The following is a 12,685-nucleotide window of genomic DNA, read 5'->3' as shown; positions in this document are numbered from 1 at the left end:
CTCCGTTCCTGAAACGGGGGAGATTTCGACGCCATGGAAAGCGCGGCAAGGGAAGCGGATCGACCGCTTCGCCAATTCGAATATCGCGGATTTTCCGACCTCTTCGCCTATTGGCAGGATGTGCGGAACGGCATGCCTGTGCCTGCGCTCAAGGATTTCGACCTGCTGCGCCTGCAGCATCTCCTGCCCGACATCCTCATCTCGGAGGTCCGCTCCGCCGCCGACATCCATCTGCGCTTCGTCGGCACCGCCATCGTCGAACGTTTTGGCTATGACCCGACGGGGCGGAACAGCCTCCTCAATCAGCGCGAAGATATGCGCGACACCGTGGGCCGCTGGTATTCGATGCTCGTCAACCAGCCCTGCGGCGCACTCTCGGCTTACAAGAATATTTACAGCTCCGGGCGGGAGGCCGTCGCGGAATGCCTGTTTCTCCCCTTGCGGACAGCCGAATGGCCCTGCTTCGTCAGCCTGGTCCGCCTGACGGAAATCCTCAACTGGCAGACTGTCAGCCCCCTGACCATAACGGCCGCCAATATTCTCGACCTCGAATGGATCGACCTCGGCTTCGGCATACCCGCGGCGTCTCAGTCAGCCATATGAAAATCGGCGCGACTTACCGGTCGTTAACCCCTCCTGCGCATCATCCACCGAATGTCGCTGGCGCGGAGCCGGAAACAATTTGAGGCTGCGTATGACCGCCGAACCGACAGATGAACTCGACTCATTCTTCGCCGCCCAAGCGCCCTCTCCCGGCCGCGTCGCGGCACGGCCGGAGACCGAGTCGACTGCCATCGCGGAATTCTTCAACTACTGGACGAGCCTGCCCCTGCGCGACGGCATGCCGGACGCCAGCGACTTCGCGCCTTCCGCAATCGTCCGCTGGCTGCCCGAAGTCATCCTGTTCGAATTGAACGCGCCCACCGTCGCGACCTACCGCCTAGCCGGAACCGCCGTGGTAGAGCGCCTTGGGCACAATCCGACCGGCTCGAACCTGATCGACCTCCTGCCGGAGGAACGCCGCGCGGAAGCAGGCCGCACACTGCACGAAATCGCGCTCAGGCCCTGCGGCCTTCACATGCGCTATGTGAACAATTATTCGACGGGACGCATCGGGCAGGTCGAAAGTCTCTATCTGCCGCTTCGACCGCCCGCGGGCGGCAAGCCCCGCGTCATCGCCATGAACACGCCTGCCCAGACGCTGGCCTTCGAGGCCAACCGGCCGCGCACGACGGTCGTCGCCGGCGTGACCGAAGTGACCTGGATCGATATAGGCTACGGAACGCCCTGCGGCTCTCAGCCTCGTCCGTAGCGCAGGCGACCGAGCAATCCGATCGGATCCGGCAGCGCCTTCGCAACTTTTTTCACGCTGGCTTTCACTCTCTCGAAGCTCATCACATCGTCGATGCGCCGGTCGAGAAAGGCCCATGTGTCGGCATAATCGTCCGAATGGTCGGCAAACCAGTGGAGCGTTACCGCGGAATAGACCGCGGCGAGCGTCGCGCGCTTCGTATAGAAATTGAAATCCGCCGAGGTGTCGCCGACGGCGCGCCAGATGGCATCGACGGTGCGGTAGAGCGAGCGCGGACCGTGCGTGCCGGAGGTCGGCAGCGAGAAAAGCGTCACCGCGCGGCGCACCGCCTCGCGTCGCATGAAATCGACCTCGATACGTGTGCGGACGGCAAGCGTGATCCTGTCGCGTATCTTGAGCGCGGCGAGGTTGCGCCCCGCCAGCGCCTCTTCCATGCGCCTGTCGCCATCCGCGAGGAAGTAATCGACGAGATCGAGCATGCCGCCGGGGAAGGCGAGCCGCATCTCGCCATGGGCAACGCCCGCCGCCTTCGCCGCGTCGCTCATGAGCCGCGTCGTCCAGCCGTCGAAGGCGACATTGGGCAGAGCGGCCGCGAGGATTTTCTCACGCGCGATCTCGACATGATCGGCGCGGGGGCGGGTCTTCTTCGCATGGGCACGATCAGGCATCTGCCTTCTCCTTCTGCCGCGCGGCTTCGGCTTCCATGCGATGGCGCGCTTCGGATTCGAATATGAGGTCGCGGAGATCGGTCATCCGCTGCGGATAGAGAATCCCGTCGAGATGGTCGCATTCATGCTGAACGACGCGGGCGTGAAAGCCCCTCGCCCGCCGCTCGATCGGCTGGCCGTCGAGCCCGTAGCCGCGATAGACGATATCGGTATGACGCGGAACGAGCCCGCGGAGCCCCGGCACGGAGAGACAGCCCTCCCACCCCATCTGCATTTCGCTCGTAAGGATCTCGATCTCGGGATTGATGAGCACGGTAAGAGCGGCGGTGTGGTCGAAAGCTTCTTCTTCGTCGACACCTTCGGGCATGCGTTCGGGAGGCGCCTGGAAGATGACGACGCGCCGGGGCACATAGACCTGCGGCGCGGCGAGACCGGCGCCGTTGGCGTCGATCATGGTCTCCACCATGCTGGCGACCAGCGCACGCGCTTCCGGCGCCCTGGGATCGGCCACGGGCTCCGCGACGCGGGAAAGAACGGGGTGCCCCATCCGGGCAATTTTCAATATGGCCATGGAGGGAATATGATGGCGTTCCGCTTTTCCGGCAACCGGCCCCGCCTGCGCCGAGACGTCCCGCACCGAGACGTCCCGCACCGAGACGTCGCTGCCGGGGTGGACAATTCGCCCCGCCTTTGCTAGATAAGCGGCTCGCGCGTAGAGGGAGATTCCCCGCTTCGCCCAACCCATTGATTCTACAGGATTTTCGCTCGTGCAGGTACTTGTTCGCGACAACAACGTCGACCAGGCCATGAAGGCACTGAAGAAGAAGCTTCAGCGTGAAGGCGTTTTCCGCGAAATGAAGCTCCGGAACTTCTACGAGAAGCCCTCCGAGAAGCGCGCCCGCGAGAAGGCGGAAGCCATCCGTCGCGCCCGCAAGCTGGCCCGCAAGCGCGCCCAGCGCGAGAGCGGCGTCGCGGCGAAGCCCCGCGCCATGTAATTCTTCGGCTCCGGCCGAAATGAAGACGCCCCCGATATTCGGGGGCGTTTTTGTTTGTGCTGGCCGTTCCTTCAGAAACTCTCCTCGCCCTCCTTGCGGACGGCGTCGGGGAAATCGCGGTAGAGCGCGAACTGGACGTTCTGGACGAGCGAATTGACGCTGTGGTGCTCATCCTCGATGGGAGCGGCCCGGGTCGCCACGAAGGAGAATGCGGCGTCGAGCTGCGCCAGATCCTTCACCTCGATCATGAAATGAAACTCGCCGAGATGAGCGGGCCCAAGCCCGAGCTTGCGGCGCGTGAGCCGGTAGCTCTCGACCTTCCCGTCGCGCTTCAGATGCTCCATGTAGCGCTTGAAGGCCTCGACAAAGGTCATGTCGCGGACGCCGGGCTTCAGGTCGCACCAGCCATGATAGATGTCCATTTCCCCTCCAAATGAAACGGGCGGCGCCTCTTTCAAGGCGCCGCCCGACTCTAGCCGAATATCCGCCGATCAGAGCGCCTTGATGATCTGCTCGACCATTTTCTTGGCATCGCCGAAGAGCATCATGGTGTTGTCGCGGAAGAAGAGCTCGTTCTCGACACCCGCATAACCGGATGCCATGCCGCGCTTCACGAAGAGAACCGTGCGCGCCTTTTCCACGTCGAGGACCGGCATGCCGAAGATGGGGCTCTTCGGATCGGTCTTGGCCGAGGGGTTGGTCACGTCGTTCGCGCCGATGACGAAGGCGACGTCGGCCTGCGCGAACTGGTTGTTGATGTCTTCAAGCTCGAAGACTTCATCGTAAGGCACGTTCGCTTCCGCGAGCAGCACGTTCATGTGGCCGGGCATACGGCCCGCGACGGGATGGATGGCGTAGGAAACCTTCACGCCTTCCTTCTTCAGATGGTCGGCCATTTCCTTCAGCGCGTGCTGCGCCTGGGAGACCGCCATGCCATAGCCCGGAACGATGATGACCGAGCCGGCATTCTTCATGATGAAGGCCGCATCGTCCGCCGAACCCTGCTTCACGGGGCGCGTCTCGACCTTGCCGCCGCCCGCAGCGCCCGCTGCCGCGTCGGCACCGAAGCCGCCGAGGATGACGCTGATGAAGGAGCGGTTCATGCCCTTGCACATGATGTAGCTGAGGATCGCGCCCGAGGAGCCGACCAGCGCACCCGTGATGATGAGCGCGAGATTGCCAAGCGTGAAGCCGATGCCGGCCGCAGCCCAACCCGAATAGGAGTTCAGCATCGACACGACGACAGGCATGTCCGCGCCGCCGATCGGGATGATGATCAGGAAACCGAACACGAACGAGATCAGCGTGATCGCGAGGAAGAGTTCGGTCGACTGATGCGACGGGTCGGCAACGATATAGCCCACACCGCCGACGATCAGTGCGGCGAGCAGCGCATTGATGAGGTGACGGCCCGGCAGCATGATCGGCGCGCCGGACATGTTCCCGTTGAGCTTGGCGAAGGCGATGATCGAGCCCGAGAAGGTGATCGCGCCGATGGCGACGCCAAGCGACATCTCGACGAGATTGCCCGGATGGATCGCGCCCAGCTCGCCGATGCCGTAGGCGGCCGGCGAGAAGAAGGCGGCCCAGGCCACCAGCACGGCGGCAAGGCCGACGAGCGAGTGGAAGAAGGCGACGAGCTGCGGCATGGCCGTCATGGCGATGCGCCGCGCGACGACGGCGCCGACGCCGCCGCCGATGACGACACCGACGACGACAAGCGCCCATGTGGTCTGGTTCTGCGCCTGAAGCACCGCGAGCGTGGTGGCGATGGCGATGGCCATGCCGATCATGCCGTAGCGGTTGCCCTGACGAGAGGATTCAGGAGACGAGAGGCCGCGCAGCGCCATGATGAACAGGACGCCGGAGACGAGATAAAGAAGGGCCGAAAGATTGGCTGACATGTGCGTGGCCCCTCAACGATCTTTTTTCTTGTACATGGCGAGCATGCGCTGTGTGACGAGGAAGCCGCCGAAGATGTTGACCGAAGCCAGGATCACGGCAACGAAGCCGAGGCCCTTGGACATCCAGCCCGCCTCGCCCGCCTGCATCAGATCGACGCCGACGGCGATCAGCGCGCCGACGATGATGACCGACGAAATGGCATTGGTGACCGACATCAGCGGCGTATGCAGCGCCGGAGTGACGCTCCAGACGACGTAGTAGCCGACGAAAATCGCGAGCACGAAAATCGCAAGCCGAAAGACGATGGGATCGATGACTGCCGCTTCCATCTCAGTTGCCCTCGCGAAGTGACGGATGAATGATCTGGCCGTCTTTGGTGAGACAGGTGCCGGTGATGGTTTCGTCTTCCCAGTTGATCTTCAGGGATTTCGTCTCCTTGTCGATCATGGGCGTGATGAAGTTGAGCAGGTTCTTCGCATAGAGCGCCGAGGCGTCGACCGAGAGCTGCGCGGCGACATTGAGATCGCCGATGATGGTGACGCCATGCTTCTGCACCGTCTTGCCCGGCTCGGTGAGCGGGCAGTTGCCGCCTCGCTCGGCCGCGAGATCGACGATGATCGAGCCCGGCTTCATCGTCTTCACCATTTCCTCCGTCACGAGGACCGGCGCCGGACGACCCGGAATGAGCGCGGTGGTGATGACGATGTCCTGCTTCTTGATGTGCTCGGCGACAAGCTCGGCCTGACGGCGCTTGTAGTCGTCCGACATTTCCTTGGCATAGCCGCCCGCCGCGTCGCCCGACTCTTCGGACTCGACCATGACGAAGGTGCCGCCGAGGCTTTCGACCTGCTCCTTCGTCGTCGAGCGCACGTCGGTCGCCGAGACGATGCAGCCGAGGCGCTTCGCCGTGGCAATCGCCTGAAGGCCCGCGACGCCGACGCCCATGATGAAGGCGCGGGCGGGCGCGATTGTGCCTGCCGCCGTCATCATCATCGGCATGGCGCGGGTAAACGCCGCCGCCGCGTTGATGACCGCCTTGTAGCCCGCGAGGTTCGACTGCGAGGACAGCACGTCCATCGACTGGGCGCGGGTGATGCGCGGCATGAATTCCATGGCGAAGGCATCGATGCCCTGCGCGGCCAGCTTCTGGATGCGCGGCCGGTCGCCATAGGGGTTCAGGATCGCGGCGAGGAAGGCACCCTTCTTGAAAAGCGGAAGTTCCTCATCCGAGGGGCCGCGCACCTTGAAGACGATGTCTGCGTCTTTCAGGGCGTCTGCCTCGGAAGCGGCGATCTTCGCGCCCGCTTCCTGATAGACCGCATCCGAAAAGCTCGCATGAGCGCCGGCGCCGGTTTCGACGACAACCTCGAGGCCGAGGCCGACGAGCTTCTTCACTGTTTCGGGCGAGGCTGCGACTCGCGTCTCGCCGTCCAGCCGCTCTTTGGGAATCGCGAGTTTCATGGGTTTTTGTCTGCTCCTGGCGACAAGCAGAACGCCCGGCAGAGCCGGACGTTCGTGCTAATTAGAATTAGTCTAATTAGTTGGCCTGAGATGTGCTGTCAACCCGGACCCTGCCGGGCTCAATCTTCAGAGAAGGAAGATCGCCATCAGAATGAGAAGAACGACGAGCGCGCCGATGCCCCACTTCGAGCCTTTGATGAATGCGTCATAGGTGCCGATGTGCTCCTCGGCATTCATTTCCGCGCCCCAACCCGACTGAGCCTTGCTCTCCGCCATTTTACAGCCCTCCTGAAAACATGAACTTTGCGCGGACTATAACAAAGGTCCGCGCTGGGGCAAGCACATGCAAGGCGCCGTGCGGTCCAGCATTCTACAGCTGCGTGGCGCACTTTTGCAAAGCAATGGCCTACTCAGACCTTGAAGGGTGCCTTCGCGATGAGATCGACGCGGCGCGTCGGCTTCGAATGATCCCAGTCGGCAAGGAGCGCGCGCAGCGCGGCGATGAAGGCCAGCGGCTGGTCGAGCATGACGTGATGATGCGCCAGCGGAATTTCGATCACTGGTGCAGAACGGCCGAGCAGCGTGAACATGTAGTCGCCGATCTCCGGCGGCAGTAGCGCGGAGAATTCGCCGCGCATGATGGCGATGCGGCAGCGCGTGGCCGCAAGCCGCGCGCTCATGTCGCCGATGTCGAAACGCTGCCAGATAGCCGGATCGAATTTCCACGTCCAGCCCTGCCCGCCCTCCGGGTTCGGCACTTCCTTCAGCGAATGCCGCGCGATGAATTCCATGATGTAGCGATTGGCGCAGGGCTGCGGCGGCGCGAGGCGGAAGCGTTCCAGCGCTACGTCCATCGACGGATAGATGCGATGCGGGCGGAAGGCGCGATCGGGCGGACCGCTCTTGCGATCGGGCGGATTAACGGGACTGTCGACAATGATCGTTCCCGCCAGCCGGTCGCCGTAAAGCGAACCTGTGACGATGGTAACGAAGCCGCCGAAGGAATGTCCGACAATGATCGGCGGTTCTTCATTCTTGAAAAAGCCCGCATCCTCGCAAACGGCGATCTGCTCAGCTGCGAAGGTTTCCAGCGTGTAGTGATCGCGCCAGCCGCTGTCGCCCATGCCCGAGATGTCGATGGCGGCGACGGAATATTCCCGTGCGAGAAAGGGCGCGATGAAGGACCACCAGTGCGCATGGGCGCCATTGCCGTGAACGAGCAGCAAGCCCGGCTTTTTCGGGTCGCCCCAGTGGAGATAGTGAACCGGAGTTCCCTCTACCGTCACATGGCGGCTCTCGGCAGGCGTGGCGATGGCGCGCTCGAACCAGAGCGGCGGCGTCTCGATGAAGGGCCCGAGTTCGGGATCGGGTTCCTTGTCGAAAGGTTCGTTCATTTCGCCTCCGGCTTGGCGGGCCGTTCGCCCAGCGTCTTGAAGACGCCCGTGCCCGTCATGATCGTCCGCTCTCCACACCATATGCGGCCCTGCACGGTGTAGAAATCCTCTTCGCGCCCGATCACCTCGCCGGTGCCTTCCACCCATTCGCCCACCTTGGCCGAGGAGAGGAAGTCGGTCAGCAGCCGCACCGTCACCCAGTAGCGATGTTCCGCCATGCTCACCGCATGGCCGAAGGCCACATCCGCGAAGGCCATCAGCATGCCGCCATGGCAGTTGCCCATGCCATTGGTGTGATGGTCCTGCACGAGGAAGGCACGGGTATAGGTGCCGTCAGCGTTGATGCGCTCGTAAAGCGGACCGACCTGCCGCCCGAAGCCGCGCACCCAGTTCATGGACTCATAGCCCTCGGGCAGGCGAAAGGCGGATTCTTCAAGGAGATCGTCGGTCATGTCAGCTACTCGATTGGGGAAGGTTCTCTACCGGGGTTTCGGCACTCCAGCCTTCTTTAGTGCGGCGCTCTGGCGCTTATCAAGAGCGCTCGGATCGAACTTGTCGATCGCCTCGTTGAAGAGCCGGTAAAAATTGAGTTCCGCGCCGAGATGCAGGAAGACGCCGCCAAGGCCGATCGCCGCGCGGTCCATGAAGACAAATTCGCGCGGCGGCGTAACAGGGCCCAGCTTTCGCAGCGCCTGGTGAACGCGAAAGGCTTCCTTGCGGCCATACTCGGCGGCGCTGACGCCATCGGCGACGGACCGTACACGATTGTCCAGCATGGGTGCATAAATGAACCGCGCCCAGACATTGAGCACGTCGATGAGTTCGCTCGAAAGATTGCCGAAGCCCCAGCTTTCATAGGCTGCGGCCGCGCGGTCGCGATCGTCCGTTTCGAGCGCGCGGTAGAGCTCGACCACGCCGGCGACGAAGGCGGCGGGAAAGACGCGGATGCAGCCATAGTCGAGCAGATTGATCCCGAGATCGGGCCGCACCGTGTAATTGCCGAGATGCGGGTCGCCATGAATGACGCCGTAATGGCTGAATGGAAACCACCAGGCGGCGAACATGGCCTCCGCAATGCGGTTCCGCTCCTCGAGTCCATGCTCGCGGAAGGACAGCAGCGGCGCGCCGTCAAGCCAGGTCATGGTGAGCAGGCGCGCGGTCGAAAGCTCGTCGATCACTTCCGGCACAGCGACGCGCTTGTCCTTCGCGAAGATCGCCGCGTAGAGGCGCATATGCGCGGCCTCGCGCGCATAGTCGAGTTCCTCGCGCAGCCGCTCGCGGATCTCGGCATAGATCTCGCGCGTGTCGATGGCGGCATCGATGCGGCGATAAATGGAGAAGATCATGCCGAGCTGCGTGAGATCGGCATCGACCGCTGACTGCATGTCCGGATATTGGAGCTTCACCGCAAGCCTGGTGCCGTCGAGCCCCAGGCCCCGGTGCACCTGTCCGAGAGAGGCGGCGGCGGCTGCATCATGCTCGAATGTCGCGAAGCGGCTTTCCCAGTTCGGCCCCAGTTCGGCGCGCATGCGCCGCTTCACGAAGGGCCATCCCATCGGCGGCGCGGAGGATTGCAGCTTGGAGAGCTCGGCGGCGAATTCCGGCGGCACGACATCGGGAATGGTCGCCAGCATCTGCGCGACCTTCATGATCGGGCCCTTGAGCCCGCCAAGCGCCAGTTTCAGCTCGCGGGCCGTGCGGTCATTGTCCGAGGCAAGGCCCAACATGCGCTGGCCAGCGAACTTCGCTGCAAGTCCGCCGACGCCGGCGCCGACCTGCGCATAGCGCTTCACGCGCCGCCGCAGCCGGTTGGCCTCGTCGTCGGGCTTTTTCGTCACTCACCCCGCTCCAGCTCATCGATCAGACCACTGATCACAGAAAGGCCCTTGTCCCAGAACGTCGGATCGCTGGCATCGAGGCCGAAGGGCGCAAGCAGCTCCTTGTGGCGCATGGTTCCGCCGGCGGCCAGCATGGCGAGATAACGCTCCGCGAAGCCTTCCGACGCCTGCTCAAAGGCCGCATAGAGCGAATTCACGAGGCAGTCGCCGAAGGCATAGGCGTAGACGTAAAACGGCGCATGGATGAAGTGCGAGATGTAGCACCAATAGGTCTCGTAGCCCGGCGCGAAATGGAAGGCGGGCCCAAGGCTCTCGCTCTGCACGTCGAGCCAGATCCTGCCGATGGCTTCCGCCGTCAACTCTCCTTCGCGGCGGGCCGTGTGGACGCGCCGCTCGAAGGTATAGAAGGCCGTCTGCCGGACGACGGTGTTGAGCATGTCCTCGACCTTGCCCGCGATCATCGCCTTGCGCCGCTTTGGATCGGTCGTATCGGCGAGGAGCTTTCTGAAGGTCAACATCTCGCCAAAGACGCTGGCGGTTTCGGCAAGCGTCAGCGGCGTGTCCGCCATCAGCGCGCCCTGCCGCGCGGCGAGCACCTGATGGACGCCATGGCCCAATTCATGGGCGAGCGTCATCACATCGCGCGTCTTGCCCTGATAGTTGACCAGAACGAAGGGGTGCGAGCTCGGCACCGTCGGATGCGCGAAAGCGCCCGGCGACTTGCCCGGGCGCAGCGGCGCGTCGATCCAGCCGCGCTCGAAGAAGCGCTGCGCGATCTCGGCCATCTGCGGCGTGAAGCCCCGATAAGCGGAGAGCACTGTCTCCTTCGCGCGCTCCCATGGGATCGTCGCGTCGTCTGCCTCCGGCAGCGGCGCATTGCGATCCCAGTATTCGAGCTTGTCGAGGCCGAGCCACTTCGCCTTCAGCGCATAGTAGCGGTGAGACAGCGCCGGATAGGCGCGCTGCACGGCGCCGACCAGCGCAGCCACCACCTCGGGCTCCACGCGATTTGCAAGATGACGCGAGTCGGCAATGTCCTTGAAGCCGCGCCAGCGGTCCTCGATCTCCTTGTCCTTGGCGAGCGTGTTGGTCACCAGCGCGAAGGTGGCCGTATTGGCGGAGAAGGTCTTTGCCAACGCTTCCGCCGCCGCCTTGCGCCGCGCGGGATCGCGGTCGGCAAGCCGGTGCAGCGCGCCTTCGGAGGTGAGGGTCTCGCCATCCACATCGAAGGTCAGGCGCGCCAGCGTCTCGTCGAACAGACGATTCCATGCGGCATGGCCGGTAACGCTCTTCTCATGCAGCAGAGTCTCGATTTCGTCCGACAGCTGATAGGGCCGCATGGCGCGGAGATCGCGCAGCCAGGGCTCGTAATGGGCAAGGCCGGGCGCTTTCAGCGCCGCCTGCAAGGCAGCCTCGTCGATCCTGTTCAATTCCAGCGCGAAGAACAGGAGATCGGTCGTGATCTGCGTCACGCGCTCCTGCATGTCGCCATAGAATTTCGCGTAGACCGGATTGGTGTTGTCGGTCGCATAGAGCAGGCCGGCATAGGACATGATGCGGCCAAGCGTGTCTTCCAGCGCCTCATAGGTGCGAATCGCCTCGGCCAGAGCCTCGCCACCCTTCGGCTCGGCGATCAGGGCAGCGAGCTTGCCCCGGTAGCGCGCGGCAAAATCCTTCGCCGTTGCCGCAGCCCGCGCAAGGTCGCGGGCAATTTCGGGCGCTTCAGGCGAGGCATAGAGGTCACTCAGATCCCAGACGGGCAGCTCGCCGAATTGATCGGACCGGGCGGCCGCTGCGGCGGCGCCGGCGGCGCCGGCGGCGTTCCGAACGACGGGCGTGGAGGCGTGAGTGACAGGCGCGAATCGGGGGGAGAAGGGCATGGACTGCAAGGCTCCGGAGGAGGTCTTTGACGCTTCCAACCTATATCGCGCGCCGCCCCCGCCCAATCAACCGGATACCCCGGAAAGAATCGCCCAAAAGCAGAAGCCCCGGCCTTTCGGCCGGGGCTTCATTTCGTAGCCGATCGTCAGACTTATTTGACGACGGTAACAATCGCACGGCGGTTGAGCGGCTCACGCACGCCGTCGCCAGTCTGAACCGCGAGGTTCGTCTCGCCGTCCGAGGCCGCGCTCTCGACCGCCTTGCCGTTCGCCGTCAGGGCCGTGGCCACCGACTTCGCACGACGCTCGCCGAGGGCCTGGTTATAGGCCTTGCTGCCCGAGGTATCGGTGTGGCCGACGACAGCGAACGTGCTGGCCGACGACTTCGCGATTTCCTGGATCACAGCCTGCGCTTCCTGCGTCAGGTTGAACTTGTTGAAGCCGAAGTAGATGGTCCAGGGTCCGCCTACGACCTTCGCAACTTCGCACTTCGTCAGGGCTTCGTAGAAGGCAGCCTTCTCAGCCTTCACACGCTCCGGCTGTACCGGGCCACCCTCACCGCCGAGCCAGGAGCCATTCTCGCCGAGCTTGTTATCGCTCGCCTGCTCCACCCAGCCGTCATAGTAGCGCTGCGCCTTGGCGCAGGCGCAAGCGCGCGCCGGATCGGTGCGGCCGCCATTGTCGAGCGCCGCGAGCAGCTTCGCACGGGCGTCCTGCAGTTCAGGCAGATCGCTCGGCAGCACGCCGCGCGTGGCCGGATCCCACGGCAGAACCGTTTCGCCAGCAGCGGCGGCACGGCCCTTTTCGACGATCGTCGCCGTGTCGGCCCAATTGCAGTCGACATAGGCTTCCGAGGTCGCTCTTTCCTGATATTCGCGCGCCAGGCACGCGTTGAAGGAGTCGCCGCTGATCGTCTCGTGCAGATACGATTCAGCAGTCCAGGTGCCGCAACCAGCCAGCACGAGGAAGGTCCCCAACGCTACAAGCCGGGATATGATTTTCATCCCAATCTCCGTCGTTATTTTGCTCAACCCCCCGACATAGCAACGGGCGGCCCGGACCCCACCGGTAATCCTTATCCAGTTCATTTAATCGCACGGATGCCGTTGGGCCATCAATACGTATTGCCACGGATGCTTAAGTTCGGCCCCCAAAGTTACACGATGGCAACACCATTTCGGGTCCGATACGGCCAGGAGTTTGATCCGTCGGCGGTCCTTTCTCTTCTCGGT

At 63.5% G+C, this 12,685-nt stretch carries 15 protein-coding genes; 3 read left to right on the top strand and 12 right to left on the bottom strand.

Annotated features, from left to right (window positions below; translation table 11 throughout):
- Positions 1-33 precede the first annotated feature (33 nt).
- Together ABFC66_RS09280 and ABFC66_RS09275 are read left to right on the top strand one after the other, a co-directional pair.
- Entirely contained in the window at positions 34-603 is a 570-nt protein-coding gene (locus ABFC66_RS09280; RefSeq protein WP_346740668.1) for a PAS domain-containing protein, read from the top strand.
- Between the two features lie 91 nt (positions 604-694).
- Positions 695-1,312 carry a PAS domain-containing protein gene (locus ABFC66_RS09275; RefSeq protein ID WP_346740667.1) on the top strand — a complete coding sequence of 206 codons (618 nt, stop codon included), beginning with the start codon at positions 695-697 and terminating at the stop codon, positions 1,310-1,312.
- On the opposite strand, the gene ABFC66_RS09270 is transcribed toward ABFC66_RS09275, so the two are convergent.
- Together ABFC66_RS09270 and def are read right to left on the bottom strand one after the other, a co-directional pair.
- The gene (locus ABFC66_RS09270) at positions 1,297-1,980 is read right to left on the bottom strand and encodes a COQ9 family protein (protein ID WP_346740666.1); all 684 of its coding nucleotides are present in this window, start codon (positions 1,978-1,980) and stop codon (positions 1,297-1,299) included. The genes ABFC66_RS09275 and ABFC66_RS09270 overlap by 16 nt on opposite strands.
- Positions 1,973-2,551: a peptide deformylase gene (gene def, locus ABFC66_RS09265; protein WP_346740665.1), complete on the bottom strand. Its 579-nt coding sequence runs from the start codon at positions 2,549-2,551 to the stop codon at positions 1,973-1,975. Before def ends, ABFC66_RS09270 begins: the two co-directional genes overlap by 8 nt.
- 196 nt (positions 2,552-2,747) lie before the next feature.
- Between def and rpsU the strand changes: the two genes are divergently transcribed.
- Positions 2,748-2,975 carry a 30S ribosomal protein S21 gene (gene rpsU, locus ABFC66_RS09260; RefSeq protein ID WP_346740664.1) on the top strand — a complete coding sequence of 76 codons (228 nt, stop codon included), beginning with the start codon at positions 2,748-2,750 and terminating at the stop codon, positions 2,973-2,975.
- A gap of 71 nt (positions 2,976-3,046) precedes the next feature.
- On the opposite strand, the gene ABFC66_RS09255 is transcribed toward rpsU, so the two are convergent.
- The 10 genes from ABFC66_RS09255 to ABFC66_RS09210 all read right to left on the bottom strand — a co-directional run bounded on the left by ABFC66_RS09255 (position 3,047) and on the right by ABFC66_RS09210 (position 12,457).
- Positions 3,047-3,397, bottom strand: coding sequence for a DUF6614 family protein (locus ABFC66_RS09255; RefSeq protein WP_346740663.1), 351 nt, complete (start codon positions 3,395-3,397; stop codon positions 3,047-3,049).
- Between the two features lie 69 nt (positions 3,398-3,466).
- Positions 3,467-4,879, bottom strand: coding sequence for an NAD(P)(+) transhydrogenase (Re/Si-specific) subunit beta (locus ABFC66_RS09250; RefSeq protein ID WP_346740662.1), 1,413 nt, complete (start codon positions 4,877-4,879; stop codon positions 3,467-3,469).
- A gap of 12 nt (positions 4,880-4,891) precedes the next feature.
- Positions 4,892-5,209 carry a proton-translocating transhydrogenase family protein gene (locus ABFC66_RS09245; RefSeq protein WP_346740661.1) on the bottom strand — a complete coding sequence of 106 codons (318 nt, stop codon included), beginning with the start codon at positions 5,207-5,209 and terminating at the stop codon, positions 4,892-4,894.
- A gap of 1 nt (position 5,210) precedes the next feature.
- A complete protein-coding gene (locus tag ABFC66_RS09240) occupies positions 5,211-6,341 on the bottom strand; it encodes a Re/Si-specific NAD(P)(+) transhydrogenase subunit alpha (RefSeq protein ID WP_346740660.1) in 1,131 nt (376 codons plus the stop codon).
- A gap of 126 nt (positions 6,342-6,467) precedes the next feature.
- Positions 6,468-6,617, bottom strand: a complete 150-nt coding sequence (locus ABFC66_RS09235) for an aa3-type cytochrome c oxidase subunit IV (RefSeq protein WP_346740659.1) — start codon at positions 6,615-6,617, stop codon at positions 6,468-6,470.
- Between the two features lie 134 nt (positions 6,618-6,751).
- On the bottom strand, positions 6,752-7,735 hold the full coding sequence (locus ABFC66_RS09230) for an alpha/beta hydrolase (RefSeq protein ID WP_346740658.1): 984 nt from the start codon (positions 7,733-7,735) through the stop codon (positions 6,752-6,754).
- Positions 7,732-8,187, bottom strand: a complete 456-nt coding sequence (locus ABFC66_RS09225) for a PaaI family thioesterase (protein ID WP_346740657.1) — start codon at positions 8,185-8,187, stop codon at positions 7,732-7,734. The genes ABFC66_RS09230 and ABFC66_RS09225 overlap by 4 nt, the downstream gene beginning before the upstream one ends.
- A gap of 27 nt (positions 8,188-8,214) precedes the next feature.
- A complete protein-coding gene (locus ABFC66_RS09220; RefSeq protein ID WP_346740656.1) occupies positions 8,215-9,573 on the bottom strand; it encodes an AarF/UbiB family protein in 1,359 nt (452 codons plus the stop codon).
- Entirely contained in the window at positions 9,570-11,453 is a 1,884-nt protein-coding gene (locus ABFC66_RS09215; protein WP_346740655.1) for a M3 family oligoendopeptidase, read from the bottom strand. The genes ABFC66_RS09220 and ABFC66_RS09215 overlap by 4 nt, the downstream gene beginning before the upstream one ends.
- Before the next feature lie 152 nt (positions 11,454-11,605).
- Positions 11,606-12,457, bottom strand: coding sequence for an OmpA family protein (locus ABFC66_RS09210; RefSeq protein WP_346740654.1), 852 nt, complete (start codon positions 12,455-12,457; stop codon positions 11,606-11,608).
- Positions 12,458-12,685 lie beyond the last annotated feature (228 nt).

The sequence above is a fragment of the Parvibaculum sp. genome (assembly GCF_039680535.1).
In the GTDB taxonomy this organism is placed as follows: Bacteria; Pseudomonadota; Alphaproteobacteria; order Parvibaculales; family Parvibaculaceae; genus Parvibaculum.
The sequence above is the reverse complement of the archived record's forward strand: the minus strand, read 5'-3'. Positions and strand labels throughout refer to the sequence as shown.